Here is a 20,384-nt window from a genome sequence, read left to right as displayed (position 1 = left end):
GTGCGGCAGCGGTTACCGGACGGCGGTGACCGTGTAGCCGCCGTCGCGCAGGAGCTGAACCACACCTTCTTCGCCAGGCAGGTGCAATGCACCGACCGCAATAAAGGCATTGCCGTCGGCAAGAACCGGCTGCAGGCGTTCGGCCATGGTGTGGTTGCGGGTCTCTACCAGCCGTTTTTCGAACGCGGCATAGGCGCCGGCTTTCGCATCGCTGTCACCGTCGGCTGTGTCGGCATCCGCGGACATTGCCTGGATCAGCGGCATGACCGTGGTTATCTGCCCGTCGAGATACAGTTCGGTCATGGTTGCGAATACATCATCAAGAATTGGTCCCATCGCGGCCGTGTCGGCCAAAAGCAATGCCTGAACATCCAGCGGCAGACCGGCAATGGCTGAAATCTGCTCTTCGACGGTTTCCAGGCCGACAAGAGACTTGCCCTGCTCCAGGGCGCGCTTGGCCAACATCTGATCAAGCACGGCATTGCCCTGGCCTTTTCTGACAAGCTCACATTCGGGAATGGAAATGAGGCTGAAAACGAGCCACGGTTTCATGCGGGAGGCGAATGTCATCGGCATGTTGCGGGATTCCAGCACCGTTTCCACCGATGCATAGCCTTCCTCGTCAAGCAGGTCCTGCAGCGTTGCGCCGTCGGGAAGCATCGCAAATTCGGGGTCGGCCATCATAGCAAGCATTTTCCGGTCGACATTCGCTATGTCTTTCAATTCGGTGACAACGGTCGTCGCGGTGTCATACGCGGATTGTGCCGCGTCATTCAATTCAAGCACGCGGGGGTCGGCGGTATGCATCGTGCCGTAGAGCCAGGACGGGCTGACGCCCTCCTTTTCGATTTTCCATAGAAGGCTGTTGCCGTTCGGAACCTTTGCCGCTTCGGCAAGGATCCCGGCAAGGGTCTCGGGCTGTTCCTCGGCCATGACATCCATCAGGTTTTTTCCATTACAGGCCAGTTCCTCGGCCTGCGCCCGCGTTGTTGCCAGCGCCAGAACAACGAAAAAAGAGAGGGCAAAAAGCAGATGCACCGCAATGCCGGCTAAAAATGCCCAGTTTGTTCGCACGGGTTTGAACAGATCCTGCGGCGAAGAAATGAATGTCATGACCGTTCCGATACGTTAAGCAATAGCGGACAAACTAGCCGCAAAGCCGGTTCCAAACGGTTAACAAAGCCCGGCAAAGCGGCAACAGGCGGGCATTCGGTTAACAAAACCCTATCAGGCCCTCGGGTGTGTCTTTTGATAGGTTTCAAGCAGCCGTTTGGTGTCGACGCCGGTGTAAACCTGGGTCGTTGAAAGGCTGGCGTGGCCGAGCAGTTCCTGGATGGAGCGAAGATCGCCGCCGCCAGCCAGCAAATGCGTTGCGAAGGAGTGGCGTAATGCATGCGGCGTTGCGCTGTCGGGAAGACCAAGAGCGGCTCGCAACTTGCGCATTTCGCGCTGGATGATGGCGGGCTGCAGGGTACCGCCGCGGACACCGCGAAACAGCGGTTTTTCGGCTTCCAGATGCCAAGGGCAAAGGCGCTGATATTCCCGCACCGCGGCAAGGGCTGCAGGCAGCAGCGGAACCATCCGCATCTTTCCGCCCTTGCCGGTTATCTGCAACGAGGCCGGATTTCCGGCCAGATCTTGCGGCGACAGGCCCAGCGCCTCCGAAATTCGCAGGCCACAGCCATACAGCAGGGCAAGCACCGCCGCGTTGCGCGCCGCGACCCAGGGTTCTTCGGCGAGATGCTCGTCGCTGCGCGTGACCGCAACGGCCTGTTTGTCGGTCAATGGCCGCGGCAAAGATTTCGGCTGCCTTGGCGCGCGCATGGCGTTGATGCCGGCGGCATTGGCGAGCCCGCGTTTTTCGAGAAAACGCAGAAAAGACCGGATTCCGGCAAGGCTGCGGCCGAGGGTACGGGCTCCGGCGCCGTTTTTACGCCTGTGTGCAAGAAATGCACGCATATCGGCGGGACGTAATGCCTTTATGTCCGACAATCCCGGCGCGCCACCCAGATGACCGGTCAAAAAGACAAGAAACTGCCTTAAATCGCGCAAATAGGCGTCCAGCGTATTTGCGGAAAGGCGGCGCTCAAGCTTCAGGTTGTCGTGCCAGGCCCGCTGCTGCTCCTGGAGGTCGGGTTTCGAGACGATGACAAACGTGTCTTCCGTCATGTCCGGTCAAATCTCACTTTATCAAATAATATCCTGTTTCCAGGACTTTAGCTGAGGAACACTCTGCCACGGCGCTTGAAGTCGGCATACAAAAGCATTAGTTGGCTTTCAGTTGATTGCAGTGGCATTGTTGCTCGCAGCGGTTATATTATTGTTAACCTGACATGTGGGAGGCGGGGCGGTCCTTGTCATTGTGAGTACACATTTTGCTGCGATAGTGTCGTTATACGTACGCGGGGATGGTAAATGACCCAAAAGCGCTTCCAGTTGATGAGTTTGGATGATCTGGCAGATCGTATTGCTCTCGTTTCCCAGGGGCAGCCGGGCCATATTGTCGATCAGCTGATTGCCGAACGCGGCCAGAAAATCGTCAAGCACCCGCTTTGGCCGGTCATGCGGCCGTTTCTTCATATTCTTCTGCATTACCGGCAGGCTATCGAGTTTGCCGATGCCATAGCCAATATGCCCGGCTACGATGCGATGGAATATGCCAGCAACCTGCTCAATCTCGAGCTGAAGGTCCGCAACAAGCAACGCATCCCCGAAAACGGCGGATTTGTGATGGTCAGCAACCATCCGACCGGCATTGCCGACGGTGTTGCGGTTTTCGACCTGTTGAAGGACCGGCGTCCGGACATGATGTTCTTTGCCAACAGGGATGCCATCCGGGTCAATCCGCGCTATGTCGAGCTGATCATCCCGGTCGAGTGGCGCGAGGAGTACAAGAGCAAGCTCAAGGCCAGGGAAACCCTGCGGCTGACCAACCGTGCCGTGGAAGAGGGCAAGGCCACCATTCTGTTCCCCTCCGGACGCATTGCCTATTGGGCCAACGGCAAGCTGAATGAACGTCCGTGGAAAGCTTCCGCTGTTGGTCTTGCGCGCAGACACGGCCTTCCGGTGCTGCCCGTTCACATGTCGGCGCGCAATTCGGGGCTGTTTTACTGGTTTGCCAAACACTCAACCGAACTGCGCGATATGACCGTGTTCCACGAGGTGTTGAACAAGAAGAGCAAGACCTTCGAATTCAATATCGGTCAGCTTATTCCACCAGAGGAACTTGAGGGCGACGTCACCGAAATCACAAAGGCTCTTGAACATCACTGCGTGTTCGATCTGGCCAGCGATCCGGACCGCAAATTCCAGTTCGAGAACGCGCGCGTTTCCGAAGAGGCCTAGCCAAGGCAACAGATTACAACCTGTTTACCATGCCGAAAGAATTGACTCTCTAATATGCGGCCTGGCGCATGCAGCGCAGCATGGTTTCCGGCGTTGAACGGTCCGGAATCCGGAACATACGCAGACGCCCTACTGCGAGGATATTCGGCATATATTGCTGCAGATATTGCGTTTCCTGAGGCATGATGCCGCCGCCAAACGGGCTCTTTTCGAGCAATGTGACAAAGGCCGGTCCGCAGTATTTTGTGCGGCCCTTTTCGGTGTGTGCGATTGTCCGTCACAAACAAAGGCTGGAGCATCATTGCCGCCAACGCGACGCTTGTCGCCGTTGTGCTGCTTTTGGCTTTTGCCGTTCCGAGAAGCCCTTATGTGATTGTTGTCGCACCGCCCTGGAGCCACGCCGGGCGAGTGATCGAGATCATCTCCCGGGCCGATGGAACATTTGTCGATGGCGGCCGGTTTAACTGGGTTGCTATCGCACATTCCAATCAAACGGATTTCGCATCCCGGCTCATGAGCCGCGGGGCGCTTGTGGTCCTCGATCATGCGCTCGCGGCAGGTTGCCTTAGAAGGAATTAGGAAATGAACGCACTGGAAGCCCTTCGCTCGAAAGTATCTATTGGCGTTGTGGCCCTGCTCTGGGTCAATTTCGCGCTGCTGGCCGCCCGGGCCATCTACGGCACGGAAGCCTCTCTGCCTGTTCTTCTTGGTGGTGGGTTTGCGGTATCTGCCGCCGCAACGCTCACATGGTATTTCGACCGCACCGGCCCGGCGACACGTATTGTTACATCGATTGCCCAATTCGCATTGGTTTCCCTGCTGGTCTACGGCTTTGTCAATTCGCCGCTGCAAATAGACATGCATATGTACTTCTTCGCTTCGCTTGCGGTTTGTGCCGCCTGGATCGACTGGCGGGCGATCGTCGCCTATTCCGGCGCGACAGCGCTGCATCACCTCATCCTGTATTTCGTGCTGCCGCTGGCCGTTTTCCCGGGGGAATCCGATCTCAGCCGTGTCGTCCTGCACGCCGTCGTTCTGGTTCTGCAGAGCGGCGTATTGCTGGTCATGTCCTGGTCGGTGGAAAAATCGCTGATTGCGGCTGAAAGCGCGACAAGCGATGCGCAGTCCGCTCAGGCGGCACTTGCCGAAGAATCGGCCAAGGCCGAGGAACTGCACGTGCAGTCAAACGAAGAGCGGGCCATGCGCGATGCGGAAAAGGAGCAGGCCGCCCACGAGCTCAACACCGCCATCGAACAGATTGCCGCCGGGCTCGGCCGGCTTGCCGACCGTGATTTCTCAAGCGGAATTGATGAAACATTTGATGGCGAGCTCGATCAGGTGCGTGTCGATTTCAACCGTGCCGTCGACCAGCTGCAGAGCGCCCTCGGCGACATTAATCTGAGCGCCAGCAACATCAATTCGGGGTCTGTCGAAATCCGCAACGCGACCGACGATCTTTCCCGCCGCACGGAGCAGCAGGCGGCATCGCTGGAAGAAACCGCCGCCGCGCTCGGCCAGATCACCACGACCGTCCAGAACGCCGTCGAGCGGGCCGAAGAGGCCAGAAAGATGGTATCGGAGGCAAAGGTCGATGCCGACGAGTCCGGTGTCATTGTCGAGCAGGTCATCAAGGCCATGGACGAGCTGGAAGAATCATCCAAGAAGATCGGCCAGATCATCGGTGTCATTGAGGATATTGCCTTCCAGACCAATCTTCTCGCCCTTAATGCGGGCGTGGAAGCGGCCCGGGCCGGTGAGGCCGGCAAGGGATTTGCCGTCGTCGCGCAGGAGGTACGGGAGCTGGCCCAGCGTGCGGCCAATGCGGCAAAGGAAATCACCACGCTGATCGAAGCAAGTGACGTGAACGTCAATTCCAGTGTCGAACTCGTCAACAAGACGGGTTCGGTGCTCAACAGCATCGCCGGCAAGGTGGTGAATATCGATCAGCACATCGATGCCATCGCCAGCTCGTCGCGTGAACAGTCGGCTGGCCTGCAGCAGATCAATGTGGCGGTCAGCCAGATGGATCAGTTCACCCAGCAAAATGCGGCGATGGTGGAGCAGACCACGGCATCGACGCACAGTCTTGCGATGGAGCTTGATGGCCTGACGGCCAAGATCGCCCAGTTCGAACTTGGCGGTACTGTTTCACCTGGCAGTGCACATAACGCGGAGTTCGAAGAGACGGATATTGCCGACGATGAGGCCTATTACGGCGAGGAATCGGCAGCCTGATCAAATCATTGTCGCCGGCTTGCTGGAGCCGGCGACTCATTCTAGCCTCCGCGCATGTATCTGCGCTCCATGTCTGCCGAAAACTACCGGTCCCTTCGCTCGATCCGAATGGACCTTGGACCGGTCAATCTTTTCGTCGGCGCCAACGGCGCCGGCAAATCCAATCTCTACCGCTCGCTGCAGCTCATCAAGGCGGCGGCCGATGGTCGGTTCTCGCATTTGATTGCACAGGAGGGCGGGATTTACTCTGCCTTCTGGAGTGGCGGCACGAAAAATCACCAGAAAGCGCGGATCAAACTCACGGCGGAGATCGTCGATGAGGATACCGGGATTATCTACAACTACGCCATTGAAACCGGCTTCCGGATACCGGCGGGAGCCGGCTTCAGCCATGAAGCCCAGATCAAGGCAGAGGAACTGACCATCGACACCGGCCGCCGGCCGCATATGCTGATGAAGCGCAAGGGCGGGCATATTTCGGTGCGCGACGAAAACGGCCGCATGGCAGACTATCCCGAACAGGCGATGACGTCGGAGACCGCACTCTACATGCTTGGCGATGCGGGCCGTTATCCCGAAATCAGCACACTGCGCCATATGATCGGGCAATGGCGGTTCTATCACGGTTTCCGCTCCGATGCCGGTTCGCCGCTGCGCCGCCCCTGTCTTGCCATCACTGCACCGATGCTTGAGGAGGACGGGGCCAATATCGCGGCAGTGCTGGCAACACTTGCCCATACGCGCCAGGACACGATCGATCTCGACCGGGCCGTCTATGATGCTTTTTCAGGCGCGGCGCTTTCCATTCCTGAGCCGGAGGAATATGCGAGTTTCGGGCTGGTGCTTCCGGATTTTCCGCAGCGTATCTTCCAGCCGCGTGAACTGTCGGACGGCCAGATCCGCTTCCTGGCGTTGGCGGCGGCGCTTTTGTCCTATCGGCGGCCGCGCTTTATTGCGCTCAACGAGCCGGAGGCGAGCCTTCATCCCGACATGCTGCCGGCGCTTGCCGGCATGATCGCCAGTGCCTCGGCCGACAGCCAGGTGTGGGTTGTCACCCACTCCGATGCGCTGGCCGACGCGATTTCGGAGCGCTGCGGCGTGCGCGCCAAAACCGTCATCCGCCGCGACGGTGCGACCTGGATAGAAGGCATGACCCTGACGGGGCGCATGGACGATGAGGATGATTGACATGCCGCACAGCCGGCCGGGCAGGAGCGATGGAGGGCTTGCAGTCCTTTAAGGCCTGTCTGTATGATACTCGCCGAACGTTCCTAGATACTTGGAAAACAAGAGGAAAAGAGAATGGTTGAGGCACTCGCTCCCTATGGCGGCAGCATTATCGGACTGATGATCACCGGCATCATCATATTGGTTCTGACGCCGGCCGTTGCTGCAAAAAAAGCCGGCGCTGATATCAAGCCGGGTTCGGAACCCGCAAACGACTACGGCGATACGAACTATCGTCTGCACCGCACCCACATGAACGCGGTTGAAAACTATGCCCAGTTCGCGATTCCGACCATGTTCGCAATGCTGCTCGGCGCATCCGCGACCTGGGTCGCCATCCTGGTGTGGGCCACGGTCGTGGTGCGGCTTTTGTATACATTCGTCTATCTGCAGAATATCGGCAAGCCGGCACAAAGCGTGCGGTCATTCACCTATGTGGCGGGCTGGGTGCTCAATATTGCCATGGTGTTTGTGGTTATAATTGCGGTTTTGTAGGGGCTGACAGGGCTGTTCCGGACACAGGCCTTTGCGGCGGGTTTGGGCAGAGCGGACGTTTCATGCGGATTGCGTTGAGGTCCGCAGCGCGGACACAGCGGCTATTCGCCAAGGCGGGGACAAGGTCTGCAATGTGAGTGTCAACTGACATCTATGGGAACAAAATTACCCGCCAATTTTCGTTGCCGCTACAAAATAGCTGGAGGCACCCCTGAAAATTTCTTCAGCCTCCACAACCTGAAAATTCTTGTCAGATACCAAACCGTCTAAATCGGATTTTTTCAGCCTTCTTATGGGAACTGGGATTACACCGATTTTCAGCAACAGCCGAACCAACAGAATTTGCAAGCTGACCAGAAACGACATCCTGCCCGCCAGACAAGGCGTTACAGAGATGAATGTGCCGCCGGGCTTCAGCAGCTCAAGCACTCTGCGCACAACCGCCTGTGGGTCAGGCACCGTGTGTAACATGTTGAAAGCCAGGATCACGTCGAAGGATTCTCTCTCGTATCTTTCATCAAAGATATCGGCCTGTGCAAAGTCTAAGTTTGCAACGTTTCCGTCAGCCGCTTTATCTTTCGCGATTTCGATCATTCTTGATGAGATATCAATCGCATGAATTTCCTTCACCTGACTTGCGAGTTCGCAGGCGGTTGTGCCCGTCCCACATCCATAGTCAAGAACGACATCCGTATCTTTGAGATGTTTCTTTGCGCACTCGCGGGTTCGGCTGTGAATGTACTCAAACCGTTCTTCGGTTCTGTCATAGTTGTCAGCTGACTTATCCCAGAAGTCTTGCGATTTGCTCATTTTGCGTCGTTCTCCTGCTTCTGGGCGGGTTGTGGCGTGTGAGTGGCAGCTTTGGCGAGAAACTATCTATGCGTTTGTACGCGGTCGATTGACGAAATTTGTTGGTTTAGTATACGCAAATATATGAACTGGTCGGCGATCTCTTTTGACTGGAACCAAGTTAAGGCCTTTCTCGCAACGGCTGAAGAAGGCTCATTCAGCGCAGCTGCGCGTGTACTGAACACGACCCAGCCGACAATAAGCAGACAAATCGCAGCTCTTGAGGCGTCGCTTAGCACCATACTGGTGGAACGCAGCGTGAAGGGACAATCCCTCACGCAGGCCGGGCAAGAACTACTGAACCACGTGCGCTCGATGGGGGAGGCAGCGACGCTCATTTCCATGACGGCAGATCGGCAATCACAGGAGGTTGTTGGGAATGTTGTGTTAGCGGCAACTGATCTCATGTCAGCTGCGATACTGCCAGGTATCCTTTCTCCCCTACGTGAATCGGCTCCCGGAATCACCATACGTATCCAAGAGTCAGACGATGTTCAGAATCTGATGAAGCGCGAGGCAGACATTGCCATTCGGCATGCGCGTCCACATGAACCGGAACTCATTGCGCGTCACGTCGGAGACTTGCGCACCAATCTATATGCCGCTAGCGCCTATCTCGATAGAGAGGGCCGACCTCGCTCGTTGCGAGAAGTAGCTGACCACAGCTTTGTTGGTATTCCCGATTCAGAACGCTTGATTACAGCAATGCAAAATATAGGTGTTTCGCTTAGGGCGGAGAGTTTTGCGATCCAACCTCATTCTAACATAGTCACGTGGGAAATGGTAAAGGCAGGCCTCGGAGTTTCAATGATGCCAGAAGTTTTGGGCGAGCTTGAACCGGGAGTAGAAAAAGTGTTTGCGGATGTACCATCTTTGGAATTCCCTGTTTGGCTGGTCACGCACAGAGAATTTCAAACAAGTCCCCGGATCAGAACTGTATTTGATTTTCTGGCAAATCAACTTGGGAAGATAGCTAGAAGTCACCGCTGATGTCTGAGCACGTGCTTCAATTTAATTGTGCACATGAAGACAATGCCGACATTCATGCCGTTTGCAGCATTTGTCACTCTGGGCTCAGTGCTGACCTTGGCTGCAATAAGCACGAACGGCAGCTATGGCCCGGTAAAAGCCGTCATTTCCGTTGCGATACCCTGACGCAATGAACTGCAGCGCCGCCACGGATCGACTCTTTACCGCACGATGCCATAATCGCAATACCGCACGGCAGACCCGGCAGACGCACAGCAAGCCCGAGGAGTCTCAGCAATGTATATCGCAGGATTCGTGATTCCCGTGCCCGAGGAAAAGTTCGAGGCCTACCGGAAATGGGCAAGAAACGGGGCGGAAATCTTCAAGGAATATGGATGTCTCGAGATCGTCGAATCCTGGGAGGATAATGTTCCCGATGGCAAACACACGGACTTCCGCCGCGCCGTCGATGCGAAGGCCGGAGAAAAGATCGTGTTTTCATGGCAGGTGTGGCCAGACAAGGCGAGTGTCGATGCCGCCGAAGCAAGGATGCTCAAGGACAAGCGTCTGGAGGTTTCGGGTGAAATTCCGTTCGATGCCAGGCGTCTTATCTATGGCGGCTTCGAGCCGATCCACACGATGGGGCGCGGGTGAGGGAAGCCTGCCTGCATTGAGGCATTGTCACTGAGCAAAGAAGGCGGGTTTGACGCCGCCTTCATTTACAGGTCCGACTGGCGTCAGCCGATGGACTGTCCGGTCTTCTGCCAGTCGGCGAGGAAGGCCTCGAGGCCCTTGTCAGTGAGCGGGTGCTTGACCAGCGCGCGCAGCGTTGCGGGCGGTACGGTGGCGACATCGGCACCGATGAGCGCCGCTTCCTTGACGTGGTTGACCGTGCGGATCGATGCGGCAAGGATTTCGGTAGCAAAGCCGTAATTGTCGTAGATCCTGCGGATCTCGGCAATCACGTCCATGCCGTCCATGGCCGTGTCGTCAAGCCGGCCGATGAACGGCGAGATGAAGGTTGCGCCGGCCTTGGCTGCAAGCAATGCCTGATTGGCGGAAAAGCACAGGGTCACATTGGTCTTGTGTCCGGCCGATGTCAGCGCCTTGCAGGCCTTCAGCCCGTCAAATGTCAGCGGTACCTTGATGCAGATATTGTCGGCGATCTTCGAGAGGATCTCGGCTTCGCCCATCATGCCGTCAAAATCGGTGGCGGTGACCTCGGCGGAAACCGGGCCGTCAACGATTGCGCAGATTTCCCTGGTGACTTCCATGATGTCCCGGCCGGACTTCATGATCAGCGACGGGTTGGTGGTTACGCCATCCAGCAGACCCAGCGAATTGAGTTCGCGGATCTCGTCCACATCTGCCGTGTCGACAAAAAATTTCATTGTATGTCTCGTCTCTCATGAGCGGTTTATTAGCGGTCGCGGCTTTTCTTTAGAGCAAGATTGGATCAAATAGAAGCATTTGATGGCGGAAAATCGGTTCATTCGGCTAGGCGCGTCGCGCAGCGCGATGTGGTACATCGGGCAAGCGGCGCAACGGTGAGCACGTCGCGCAAATTCGTCCGGTGGACGAATTTGAGTGCGAACGATGGGCCGATTGTCCGCCACCCTTGAAAGGAAAGAGCAAGATGAAACACAAAGTTGATCGGGCCGGGCGATTTTGTCCCCTGACTGCGTTGGCTCGCGCTTGTGGTGGGTTAGCACCACGGCGCACAACCCGCCTTGTCAGCGACCACAATCGCCTCGGTCAAACGCTCCTATTTGATCCAATCTTGCTCTGAGCAATCGCGGTCAAGGTCACCACCAAGATGAAAGATTCGCCGCAACTGCCGCTGACCGACCAGCCCGTCATGACCGTACCGGTGCTGGTGCCGCTGCCGACGCCTACACCTTATTCCTATGCCGTACCCGAAGACATGCATGTTCAGCCAGGTTCGATCGTCCAGGTGCCGCTTGGACCGCGGCAGGTTGCGGGCATTGTCTGGGATGGCGAGACCGATCAGGTTGACGCCACAAAACTGCGGCCGATCACGCTCGCCTTCGACTGCCCTCCTATTGCGGGGGATATGCGCCGGTTTCTCGACTGGGTAGCCGCCTATACGCTTTCGCCGCCGGGAATGGTGGCACGCATGGCGCTTCGCGCACCGGCGGCTTTTGAGCCGGAAGCGCCGACGGAGGGCTTGCGTATCGGCGAGTTGCGGCCCGAGCGCATGACGTCCGCGAGAGCGCGGGTGATCGCGCTCGCCGAAGACGGTTTCAGCTGGACGCGGTCGGGTCTCGCCCGCGCTGCCGGAGTCTCGCTCAGCGTCGTGGACGGTCTTATAAAACAGGGCGTTTTCGAGACCGTCTTCATCCCGCCGCAGCCGGTGGTGCCTGCCCCTGATCCCGACTATCGCCAGCCGGAACTCAGCACCGACCAGCAGGCTGCCGTGGAGATGCTGCTGCGGCCGGAAGGCAATACCCCCGCCGTCTCGCTGATCGATGGCGTCACCGGATCCGGCAAGACGGAGGTCTATTTCGAGGCCGTCGCCGAGGCGATCCGCCAGGGCCGCCAAGTGCTTATTCTGCTTCCCGAAATTGCACTGACTTCGGCTTTCCTCGAGCGGTTCGAACGGCGCTTCGGCTGTAAGCCGGCGGAATGGCACTCGGATATCGCGCCGCGCATGCGCGAAAAAGTGTGGCGGCAGGCCGCCAATGGCGACATTCGGGTTGTTGCGGGCGCCCGCTCGGCGCTGTTCCTGCCGTTTTCCGATCTCGGACTGATCGTCGTCGACGAAGAGCACGACGCGGCCTACAAGCAGGAAGACCGGGTCTTTTACAATGCAAGGGACATGGCGGTTGTGCGTGCCCATATTGGCGGCTTTCCGGCAATCCTCGCCTCGGCAACGCCTTCCATCGAGAGCCGGGTCAATGCGGAGAACGGCAAATACAACAACATTCATCTGCCCGAGCGCTTTGGCGGCGCCGCATTGCCCGACCTTCACCTCATCGACATGCGGCGCGATCCGCCTGCACGCGGCGGATTTTTGTCGCCCGTCATGCTCGAGGCCGTCGGCAGGACCATCGAGGCCAGCGAACAGGCATTGCTCTTCCTCAATCGCCGCGGCTATGCACCGCTGACGCTGTGCCGGGTATGCGGGCACCGGTTTGAGTGCCCGGACTGTTCGAGCTGGCTGGTCGAGCATCGTTTCAGGAACCAGTTGCAGTGCCACCATTGCGGCCATGCGGAGCGGACTCCGGAAGCCTGCCCCGAATGCGGCACGCTCGATCATCTGGTGGCGTGCGGACCCGGCGTCGAGCGTATCGCCGAGGAGATCGACCGGCATTTTCCGGATGCACGCACAATTCTCCTGTCGTCCGACATGATGGGCGGGATCAAGCGCCTGCGGCTTGAGCTGGAAGCCATCGCCAAGGGCGAGGCGGACATCGTCATCGGCACACAGCTCGTCGCCAAAGGGCACAATTTTCCGATGATGACGCTGGTCGGCATCGTCGATGCCGATCTCGGGCTTGCCAATGGCGACCCGCGGGCCGCCGAGCGCACATTTCAGCTTTTGTCGCAGGTAACGGGCCGGGCCGGACGCTTTGGCAGGAAAAGCCGCGGCCTGCTGCAGACCTATCAGCCGAATCATCCGGTCATCCAGGCGATCGTCTCCGGCGACCGTGAGGCTTTCTATGAGCGGGAAATCGATGAACGCGAAAGAGCCAAGCTTCCGCCGTTCGGGCGCATGGCGGCGCTGATCGTGTCGGCGGCAAACCGTGTCGAGGCCGAAGCCCATGCGCGAGGACTGCGCCAGGCAGCGCCGCGGACCGGCGATATCCAGGTGCTGGGTCCGGCGGAAGCGCCGCTTTCGCTGATCCGCGGCCGCTATCGCTACCGGCTGCTCGTTCACGGCGGCAGGCAGGCCGACATTCAGGGATTTGTCGCGCGGATGATCGACAAGGGTCCAAAAATCCGCGGATCGGTGCGGGTTCAGATTGATATCGATCCGCAGAGCTTTATGTAGCGCACTTCATGGGAGGGATGAAATGATCCAGATTTACTGGCCAAGCACGACGGGCGAGACGCTGGCATTTGCCGTTGCCGCAATCACCGTGTTCTTCGGCCTGCTGCTTTTCTTCATGCCGCGATTGTCCTTCAGGATCCTTCACCTGCAGACAATGGCGGAGCGGCCGGATGCCATTGCGGAGGGCCGGGCGACGATGGCCGGCTTTTATCTTGGCTGCGGCATCGGCTGCATCCTTTTTGCCCAGCCGTTTCTTTATCTGGTGCTTGGTCTTTCATGGGCATTTACGGCGCTGGGGCGGCTTACCGCGATCGTCTTCGACCGTGCCGGAACCCCCTTCAACTGGGTTTCGGTCCTGATCGAAGCCGTGCTTGCCGCGCTCCCCTTGGCCTTTGTGTTCGGCTATGTCTAAATTTGCCTGTCGATCCCATGCAATGCACGCAGAGCTGGCGTGACGATAAAGCACATAATGCCGGTTGAACCATGCAGCCTTCGTTCACACATCCAATGTCACAAACGGAATTCAGACAGCCATAGCCACGCATGTCGTCCTGACATGACTGCCTGATTTGCTCTCGTATTTGAGGAGACAGATCATGAGACGCTCAACTGTTTTAACCAGCCTCGCCGCAGCAGGCGCACTGCTTGTTGCAACGGCAATACCACTAACCAGTGCCCAAGCCGCACCGCCGCCACCTCCGCCTCACCGTCCGCCGGTGGTTTCGGTCGCTCCGGCACCGCGCCCGGCACCGCCGCCAGTACCGGTTCCGGGTCCTCCGCCACCGCACGCGGGAGCATCCATTGTCATCAATGTGCCGCCCCTGCACTGACCGGAATAGCGGTCGCAGAAATATCCGGGCCGCCGTAATCGTCGTCGGGCTTGCCATTGCAGGCATCGCCCGGGCTGAAGCTCCGTCAACCTCCACGACGGTGTCACCACCGCAGGCTGAAGCTCCGTCAACCTCCACGACGGTGTCACCACCGCAGAAGGAAGTCGTGGCCGTGGCACCGGCACCGCAGCTTTGGTTGCCGGTCCATGAAAGCATCGTCCTTGTGGGTCCGCATCATCCGGCACCGCCGCCCCATAGTGGCGTCGTGGTGATCCACCCGGCCCACCACCCGGTTCCCCCGCCACCCCATGGCGGCAGGCTCTACTGACCGGATTCTGTTAAACACGGCCGCCTGCGGGCGGCCGTTTGCGTGTTGAGACAAATGCCGGGTTCGCGGCATAGGTGTGGCGCCGGACAGGTTTTTTTTCATTTATGGGGCAATAATGCCCCAACTCATCCCAAAGCAGTGGGTAAAGCGTGTTGCGAGTCCAACGGACGTGTGCTAGACGAACCACGAATTTCCGGCGAGGGATCAATAATAAGAGACTGCAGCTGGGGAGAAATCGAAACAAATTCAAGGATTTGCGGTGACATTCGTCTCCGGTTCCGAATCCTCGAATTCAGTTCAGAGAAATTTGTGCCCGTGGCAGACACATCTTCGCTCATATCCGGTGTTGCAGAACGGTATGCGTCATCCCTTTTCGACCTGGCGCTGGAAGCCAATTCCGAAAAGGCCGTTGCCGAAGAACTCAACCGTCTCGAATCCCTGATCGACAGCAGTGACGATCTCAAAAGGCTGATCACCAGCCCGGTCTTTTCGGCCGACGACCAGTTCAAGGCCATTGCCGCCATTGCGGACAAGGCAGGCTTCACCGGTCTGGTCGGCAACTTCCTTCGGGTCGTTGCGAAGAACCGCCGGCTGTTTGCCGTTCCCGGCATTATCCGGGCCTATCGTGTGATCGAGGCCAAATACCGCGGCGAAGTTTCGGCGGAAGTGAGCTCCGCTCACGAGCTGACCGCTGCCCAGGAAACAGAATTGAAGGCGGCGCTGAAAAGCGTCACCGGCAAAGACGTGGCAATTCATGTCACCGTCGACCCGTCAATCATGGCCGGTCTGATCGTCAAGGTCGGCTCGCGTCAAATTGACACATCACTTCGCTCCAAACTTTCTACCCTTAAGCTTGCACTGAAAGAGGTCGGCTGATGGACATCCGTGCCGCGGAAATCTCCGCAATTCTAAAAGAACAAATCAAAAATTTCGGCAAGGAGGCAGAAGTCTCCGAAGTCGGTCAGGTGCTGTCGGTTGGTGACGGTATTGCCCGTGTTTACGGTCTGGACAATGTGCAGGCCGGTGAAATGGTCGAATTCCCCGGCGGAATTCGCGGCATGGCGCTGAACCTGGAAGCCGACAATGTCGGTGTGGTTATCTTCGGTTCCGACCGAGACATTAAGGAAGGCGACACGGTCAAGCGGACCGGCGCCATCGTGGACGTGCCGGTCGGCCGGGAACTGCTCGGCCGCGTCGTCGACGCCCTCGGCAATCCGATCGACGGCAAGGGCCCGATCCAGGCAAAAGAACGCTCCCGTGTGGACGTCAAGGCTCCGGGCATCATCCCGCGTAAATCGGTGCACGAGCCGATGTCGACGGGCCTGAAAGCCATTGACGCGCTGATCCCGATCGGCCGTGGCCAGCGCGAACTCGTCATCGGCGACCGCCAGACCGGCAAGACCGCGATCATTCTCGACACGATTCTGAACCAGAAGCCGATCCACGAAAGTGGACAGGAAAGCGACAAGCTTTACTGCGTTTATGTCGCCGTCGGCCAGAAGCGTTCGACCGTTGCCCAGTTCGTGAAGGTTCTGGAAGAGCGCGGCGCGCTTGAATATTCCATCATCGTTGCTGCGACGGCATCCGATCCGGCACCGATGCAGTTCCTTGCGCCGTTTGCCGCCTGTGCCATCGGTGAATATTTCCGCGACAACGGCATGCATGCCCTGATCGGTTACGACGATCTGTCCAAACAGGCCGTTTCCTACCGTCAGATGTCGCTGCTGCTTCGCCGTCCGCCCGGCCGTGAAGCCTATCCGGGTGACGTTTTCTACCTGCATTCGCGCCTTCTCGAGCGCGCGGCCAAGCTGAACGAAGACAATGGCGCCGGTTCACTGACCGCGCTGCCCGTCATCGAAACGCAGGGCAACGACGTGTCGGCCTTTATTCCGACCAACGTGATCTCGATCACCGACGGTCAGATCTTCCTTGAAACGGATCTCTTCTATCAGGGTATCCGCCCGGCGGTTAACGTCGGTCTGTCGGTTTCGCGTGTGGGATCGTCCGCTCAGGTCAAGGCGATGAAACAGGTTGCCGGATCGATCAAGGGCGAGCTTGCCCAGTATCGTGAAATGGCCGCCTTCGCGCAGTTCGGTTCCGACCTCGATGCCTCGACCCAGCGCCTGCTTAACCGCGGTTCGCGTTTGACCGAGCTTTTGAAGCAGCCGCAGTTCTCGCCGCTGAAGACGGAAGAGCAGGTTGCCGTGATCTTTGCCGGCGTGAACGGTTATCTCGACGATCTCGAGGTCAACGATGTTGGCAGGTTCGAAGAAGGCCTGTTGGCGCATATGCGCAGCGACGGCAAGGATGTTCTGGAAGCCATCCGGGTTGAAAAGGCTTTGAGCGACGACATCAAGGGCCAGCTTACTGCTGCCATCGATGCCTACGCCAAGTCCTTCGCCTGAGTGTTTTCAGCGGACGGAACCATAGTAACGGACGGATAACGGATGCCTTCACTTAAGGATCTGAGAAACCGGATCGCCTCGGTCAAGGCGACGCAGAAGATCACCAAGGCGATGCAGATGGTCGCCGCGGCGAAACTTCGGCGTGCCCAGGAGGCGGTCGAGGCCGCTCGGCCCTATTCGCAGCGCATGAGCGCGGTGCTCGGCAATATCGCCGGCGCTGTTGCCGATGGCGACGACACGCCGCGGCTGATGACCGGAACCGGGTCAGACCAGACCCACCTTCTGGTGGTCTGTACCGCGGAACGCGGATTGTGCGGCGGTTTCAACTCGCAGATCGCGCGTCTGGCGCGTGATCATGTCAGCGCTTTGCAGGGACAGGGCAAGGATGTGAAAATCCTCTGTGTCGGCAAGAAGGGCTATGACATTTTGCGGCGGCAATACGGCTCGCTGATCATCGACCGCGTCGACCTCAGGGAAGTCAAGCGTATCGGTTTTTCCAACGCCGACGACATCGCCAAACAGGTTATCGGCCTGTTCGATGAAGGCGGCTTTGATATCTGCACGCTGTTTTACTCGGAATTCCAGTCGGTCATCACCCAGGTGCCGACAGCGCAGCAGATCATTCCGGCCGATACCGGCGATGCCGATGCCGAGCAGGCCGGCACGGATGCCGTCTACGAATACGAGCCGGATGCTGCCGCCATTCTCGGCGACCTGATCCCGCGCAACATCGCTGTACAGATTTTCCGCGCCTTGCTGGAAAACGGCGCGTCCGAACAGGGTGCGCGCATGTCGGCCATGGACAGTGCGACACGCAATGCCGGTGACATGATCGACAAGCTGACGCTCAGCTATAACCGTCAGCGTCAGGCGCAGATCACCAAAGAACTGATTGAAATTATTTCGGGCGCGGAAGCGCTCTGAGGCTCTGGAAAGAGGGTAAGAAGATATGGCTAAGGCAGCTACCCCAACAAAGACCGCGGAAGCGGAAGCAAAACCGGCAAAGCGCCGCGCTCCGGCAAAGGCCGCGGCAAAGCCCGCTGGCGTAACCGGAACGATCACGCAGGTCATCGGCGCCGTTGTCGACGTCGCTTTCGAAGATCACCTGCCGCCGATCCTCAACGCCCTGGAAACGGACAATCTGGGCAACCGCCTGATTCTGGAAGTTGCGCAGCACCTTGGTGAAAACACCGTCCGCACCATCGCCATGGACAGTTCCGAAGGTCTCGTTCGCGGCCAGAAGGTCACCGATACCGGAGCCCCGATCTCGGTTCCCGTCGGCGCTGAAACGCTTGGCCGCATCATGAATGTCATCGGCGAGCCGATCGACGAAGCCGGTCCGGTCAAGACCGCGGCAACACGGGCCATTCACCAGGACGCTCCGGATTATGTCGACCAGTCGACGGAAGCTGAAATTCTGGTCACCGGCATCAAGGTCGTCGACCTCCTGGCGCCTTACGCAAGGGGCGGCAAGATCGGCCTGTTCGGCGGCGCCGGCGTCGGCAAGACCGTTCTCATTCAGGAACTGATCAACAACGTTGCAAAGGCGCATGGCGGTTACTCCGTGTTTGCCGGTGTTGGCGAGCGTACCCGCGAAGGCAACGACCTTTACTGGGAAATGATCGAATCGGGCGTGAACAAGGACCCGCAGGAAAACAAGGGTTCGACCGAAGGTTCCAAGTGCGCGCTGGTGTTCGGCCAGATGAACGAGCCTCCCGGCGCCCGTGCCCGTGTTGCCCTGACCGGCCTGACCGTTGCCGAGCAGTTCCGTGACGAAGGCCAGGACGTTCTCTTCTTCGTCGACAACATCTTCCGCTTCACGCAGGCCGGTTCCGAAGTGTCCGCGTTGCTTGGCCGTATTCCTTCGGCTGTGGGCTATCAGCCGACGCTGGCGACCGATATGGGCACCATGCAGGAGCGCATCACCACCACCAACAAGGGATCGATCACCTCCGTGCAGGCCGTTTACGTTCCGGCCGACGACCTGACCGACCCGGCACCGGCAACGTCCTTTGCGCACCTTGACGCGACGACCGTTTTGAACCGTGCGATCTCCGAAAAGGGCATTTATCCTGCCGTGGATCCGCTGGACTCCACCTCGCGTATGCTCGATCCGATGATCGTTGGTCAGGAGCACTATGATGTTGCCCGTCAGGTTCAGTCGATCCTGCAGCGCTACAAGTCCCTGCAGGACATCATCGCCATTCTCGGCATGGACGAGCTGTCGGAAGAAGACAAGATGACCGTGGCACGCGCCCGTAAGATCGAGCGCTTCCTGTCGCAGCCGTTCTTCGTTGCCGAAGTCTTTACCGGCTCTCCGGGCCAGCTCGTTGATCTCGAAGACACGATCAAGAGCTTCAAGGGTCTTGTAGAAGGTGAATACGACCATCTTCCCGAAGCTGCCTTCTACATGGTTGGCGGTATCGACCAGGCCATTGAGAAGGCTCAGAAGCTGGCTGCTGAAGCCGCTTAAGCGAAACGCCGGATGGGCGGGCCCGATGCCCGTCTTTAAGGTCCATGTGAATGATAGAGTGACAACCCATGGCTGACAGTTTCAATTTCGAGCTCGTGTCTCCGGAGCGCCTGCTGCTTTCCGATGCGGTTAGTGAGGTTATTCTGCCGGCCGCCGATGGTGAAATGACCGTAATGGCGCACCACGCGCCGGTCATGGCTACGGTCAAGCCGGGCATCGTCGAGGTGAAAACCGCTGAGGGCGCCTCGAACCGCTATGTCGTCTTTGGCGGTTTTGCCGACATCCTGCCTGAAGGCTGTACCATTCTTGCCGAATCAGCCGTTCATGTCGATGATATCGACCATGAAGCGCTGGCGGAGCGCATCCAGAATACCAGGGAAGATCTGGCGGATGCCACGAGCGACGCCGAGAAGGCGCGCATAGCCGAACACCTGGACAATCTGACGACATTGCAGAATGCGTTCTGACCGGTTCCGACGGATGAGAGATTGAATGACGGGCCCTCGGGGCCCGTTTTTATTTCAGCGCCCGTTCGACAGCAGCAAAAGCGTGCAACACGGTGGTGTCGTAGACCGGCAGCACGCTGTTTGTTTCATCAACCGCCATGGTGATCTCGGTGCAACCGAGAATGACAGCCTCGGCGCCAGCGGCTTTTAAATCGCTGATGGCGCGTTCAAAGAGTGCGCGGGTCTCTCCAGTGACTTTGCCGAGGCAGAGTTCTTCGTAAATGGCGCGGTGGATCGCTGCCCTTGTGTCCGTTCCCGGCACGATGACATCGAGCCCGAAGGACCGGCGCAGGCGATCCGAATAGAAGCTCTCTTCCATTGTAAAACGCGTGCCGAGCAGGCCGACAGTTTTTACACCATCACGCGTCAGCGCCTCACCTGTCGGATCGGCGATGTGGAGGACCGGCAGGCCGGAGCCGGTCTCAATCTCTTCGGCCACTTTGTGCATTGTGTTGGTTGCAATGACCAGGAATTCCGCCCCGGCGGCTTTCAGACCGGTTGCTGCCCCGGTCAGGATATCAGCGGTGCCGCTCCAGTCACCCGAATGCTGGCGCTGCTCGATTTCGTGAAAATCGACCGAATGCAGGAGGATGCGCGCCGAATGCAGCCCGCCGAGCCGCCGCTTCACCTCCTCGTTCATCGCAGCATAGTAGAGCGCGGTCGATTCCCAGCTCATGCCACCAATGAGGCCGATCAGCTTCATGACG

20 protein-coding genes are annotated in these 20,384 nt (G+C 58.4%); 15 read left to right on the top strand and 5 right to left on the bottom strand.

The features are described from left to right. Positions 1–12 precede the first annotated feature (12 nt). Both ABVT35_RS24550 and ABVT35_RS24545 read right to left on the bottom strand, forming a co-directional pair. The gene (locus ABVT35_RS24550; RefSeq protein WP_368470154.1) at positions 13–1,113 is read right to left on the bottom strand and encodes a TraB/GumN family protein; all 1,101 of its coding nucleotides are present in this window, start codon (positions 1,111–1,113) and stop codon (positions 13–15) included. Positions 1,114–1,227: 114 nt separating this feature from the next. Beyond that, entirely contained in the window at positions 1,228–2,169 is a 942-nt protein-coding gene (locus ABVT35_RS24545; RefSeq protein ID WP_368470152.1) for a tyrosine recombinase XerC, read from the bottom strand. A 246-nt stretch (positions 2,170–2,415) separates the two neighbouring features. Here ABVT35_RS24545 and ABVT35_RS24540 point away from each other — a divergent pair, with 246 nt between their 5' ends. From ABVT35_RS24540 to ABVT35_RS24520, 5 genes are all read left to right on the top strand, one after another. Continuing rightward, a complete protein-coding gene (locus ABVT35_RS24540) occupies positions 2,416–3,345 on the top strand; it encodes a GNAT family N-acetyltransferase (RefSeq protein ID WP_368470151.1) in 930 nt (309 codons plus the stop codon). Positions 3,346–3,615: 270 nt separating this feature from the next. Next, on the top strand, positions 3,616–3,924 hold the full coding sequence (locus ABVT35_RS24535) for a hypothetical protein (protein ID WP_368470148.1): 309 nt from the start codon (positions 3,616–3,618) through the stop codon (positions 3,922–3,924). A 3-nt stretch (positions 3,925–3,927) separates the two neighbouring features. Then, on the top strand, positions 3,928–5,580 hold the full coding sequence (locus ABVT35_RS24530) for a methyl-accepting chemotaxis protein (protein WP_368470146.1): 1,653 nt from the start codon (positions 3,928–3,930) through the stop codon (positions 5,578–5,580). 54 nt (positions 5,581–5,634) lie between these two features. Beyond that, positions 5,635–6,768, top strand: coding sequence for an AAA family ATPase (locus ABVT35_RS24525; protein WP_368470145.1), 1,134 nt, complete (start codon positions 5,635–5,637; stop codon positions 6,766–6,768). Positions 6,769–6,882: 114 nt separating this feature from the next. Beyond that, on the top strand, positions 6,883–7,302 hold the full coding sequence (locus ABVT35_RS24520; RefSeq protein ID WP_368470144.1) for an MAPEG family protein: 420 nt from the start codon (positions 6,883–6,885) through the stop codon (positions 7,300–7,302). Between the two features lie 165 nt (positions 7,303–7,467). Here the strand turns inward: ABVT35_RS24520 and ABVT35_RS24515 are convergent, their stop codons facing one another. Further along, positions 7,468–8,112: a class I SAM-dependent methyltransferase gene (locus ABVT35_RS24515; RefSeq protein ID WP_368470143.1), complete on the bottom strand. Its 645-nt coding sequence runs from the start codon at positions 8,110–8,112 to the stop codon at positions 7,468–7,470. A 42-nt stretch (positions 8,113–8,154) separates the two neighbouring features. On the opposite strand from ABVT35_RS24515, the gene ABVT35_RS24510 reads away from it, so the two are divergent. Together ABVT35_RS24510 and ABVT35_RS24505 are read left to right on the top strand one after the other, a co-directional pair. Continuing rightward, a complete protein-coding gene (locus ABVT35_RS24510) occupies positions 8,155–9,141 on the top strand; it encodes a LysR family transcriptional regulator (RefSeq protein ID WP_368470142.1) in 987 nt (328 codons plus the stop codon). 276 nt (positions 9,142–9,417) lie between these two features. Next, the gene (locus ABVT35_RS24505; protein WP_368470141.1) at positions 9,418–9,774 is read left to right on the top strand and encodes a DUF1428 domain-containing protein; all 357 of its coding nucleotides are present in this window, start codon (positions 9,418–9,420) and stop codon (positions 9,772–9,774) included. Between the two features lie 83 nt (positions 9,775–9,857). On the opposite strand, the gene fsa is transcribed toward ABVT35_RS24505, so the two are convergent. Beyond that, positions 9,858–10,511, bottom strand: a complete 654-nt coding sequence (gene fsa / locus ABVT35_RS24500) for a fructose-6-phosphate aldolase (RefSeq protein ID WP_368470139.1) — start codon at positions 10,509–10,511, stop codon at positions 9,858–9,860. Between the two features lie 425 nt (positions 10,512–10,936). On the opposite strand from fsa, the gene ABVT35_RS24495 reads away from it, so the two are divergent. From ABVT35_RS24495 to ABVT35_RS24460, 8 genes are all read left to right on the top strand, one after another. Next, positions 10,937–13,135, top strand: a complete 2,199-nt coding sequence (locus ABVT35_RS24495) for a primosomal protein N' (RefSeq protein ID WP_368470138.1) — start codon at positions 10,937–10,939, stop codon at positions 13,133–13,135. A gap of 22 nt (positions 13,136–13,157) precedes the next feature. Continuing rightward, entirely contained in the window at positions 13,158–13,547 is a 390-nt protein-coding gene (locus ABVT35_RS24490) for a DUF4345 family protein (RefSeq protein WP_368470137.1), read from the top strand. A 389-nt stretch (positions 13,548–13,936) separates the two neighbouring features. Further along, positions 13,937–14,293 carry a hypothetical protein gene (locus ABVT35_RS24485; protein WP_368470136.1) on the top strand — a complete coding sequence of 119 codons (357 nt, stop codon included), beginning with the start codon at positions 13,937–13,939 and terminating at the stop codon, positions 14,291–14,293. 315 nt (positions 14,294–14,608) lie between these two features. Beyond that, positions 14,609–15,169 (top strand): F0F1 ATP synthase subunit delta, encoded by a 561-nt coding sequence (locus tag ABVT35_RS24480; protein WP_368470135.1) that lies wholly within the window; start codon positions 14,609–14,611, stop codon positions 15,167–15,169. Next, positions 15,169–16,698: a F0F1 ATP synthase subunit alpha gene (gene atpA / locus ABVT35_RS24475; protein WP_368470134.1), complete on the top strand. Its 1,530-nt coding sequence runs from the start codon at positions 15,169–15,171 to the stop codon at positions 16,696–16,698. The genes ABVT35_RS24480 and atpA overlap by 1 nt, the downstream gene beginning before the upstream one ends. 42 nt (positions 16,699–16,740) lie before the next feature. After that, positions 16,741–17,622 (top strand): F0F1 ATP synthase subunit gamma, encoded by an 882-nt coding sequence (locus tag ABVT35_RS24470; protein ID WP_368470132.1) that lies wholly within the window; start codon positions 16,741–16,743, stop codon positions 17,620–17,622. Positions 17,623–17,647: 25 nt separating this feature from the next. Beyond that, complete coding sequence (gene atpD, locus ABVT35_RS24465) at positions 17,648–19,171, top strand: F0F1 ATP synthase subunit beta (RefSeq protein WP_368470131.1); 1,524 nt, start codon at positions 17,648–17,650, stop codon at positions 19,169–19,171. Between the two features lie 68 nt (positions 19,172–19,239). Beyond that, on the top strand, positions 19,240–19,638 hold the full coding sequence (locus tag ABVT35_RS24460; RefSeq protein WP_368470129.1) for a F0F1 ATP synthase subunit epsilon: 399 nt from the start codon (positions 19,240–19,242) through the stop codon (positions 19,636–19,638). A 49-nt stretch (positions 19,639–19,687) separates the two neighbouring features. Here the strand turns inward: ABVT35_RS24460 and ABVT35_RS24455 are convergent, their stop codons facing one another. Next, positions 19,688–20,380, bottom strand: a complete 693-nt coding sequence (locus ABVT35_RS24455) for an aspartate/glutamate racemase family protein (RefSeq protein ID WP_368470128.1) — start codon at positions 20,378–20,380, stop codon at positions 19,688–19,690. Positions 20,381–20,384 lie beyond the last annotated feature (4 nt).

It is taken from the genome of Hoeflea sp. TYP-13 (assembly GCF_040932035.1).
GTDB lineage: Bacteria > Pseudomonadota > Alphaproteobacteria > Rhizobiales > Rhizobiaceae > Hoeflea_A.
Note: the sequence above shows the minus strand (reverse complement) of the source record. Positions and strands in the feature narration are given on the sequence as shown.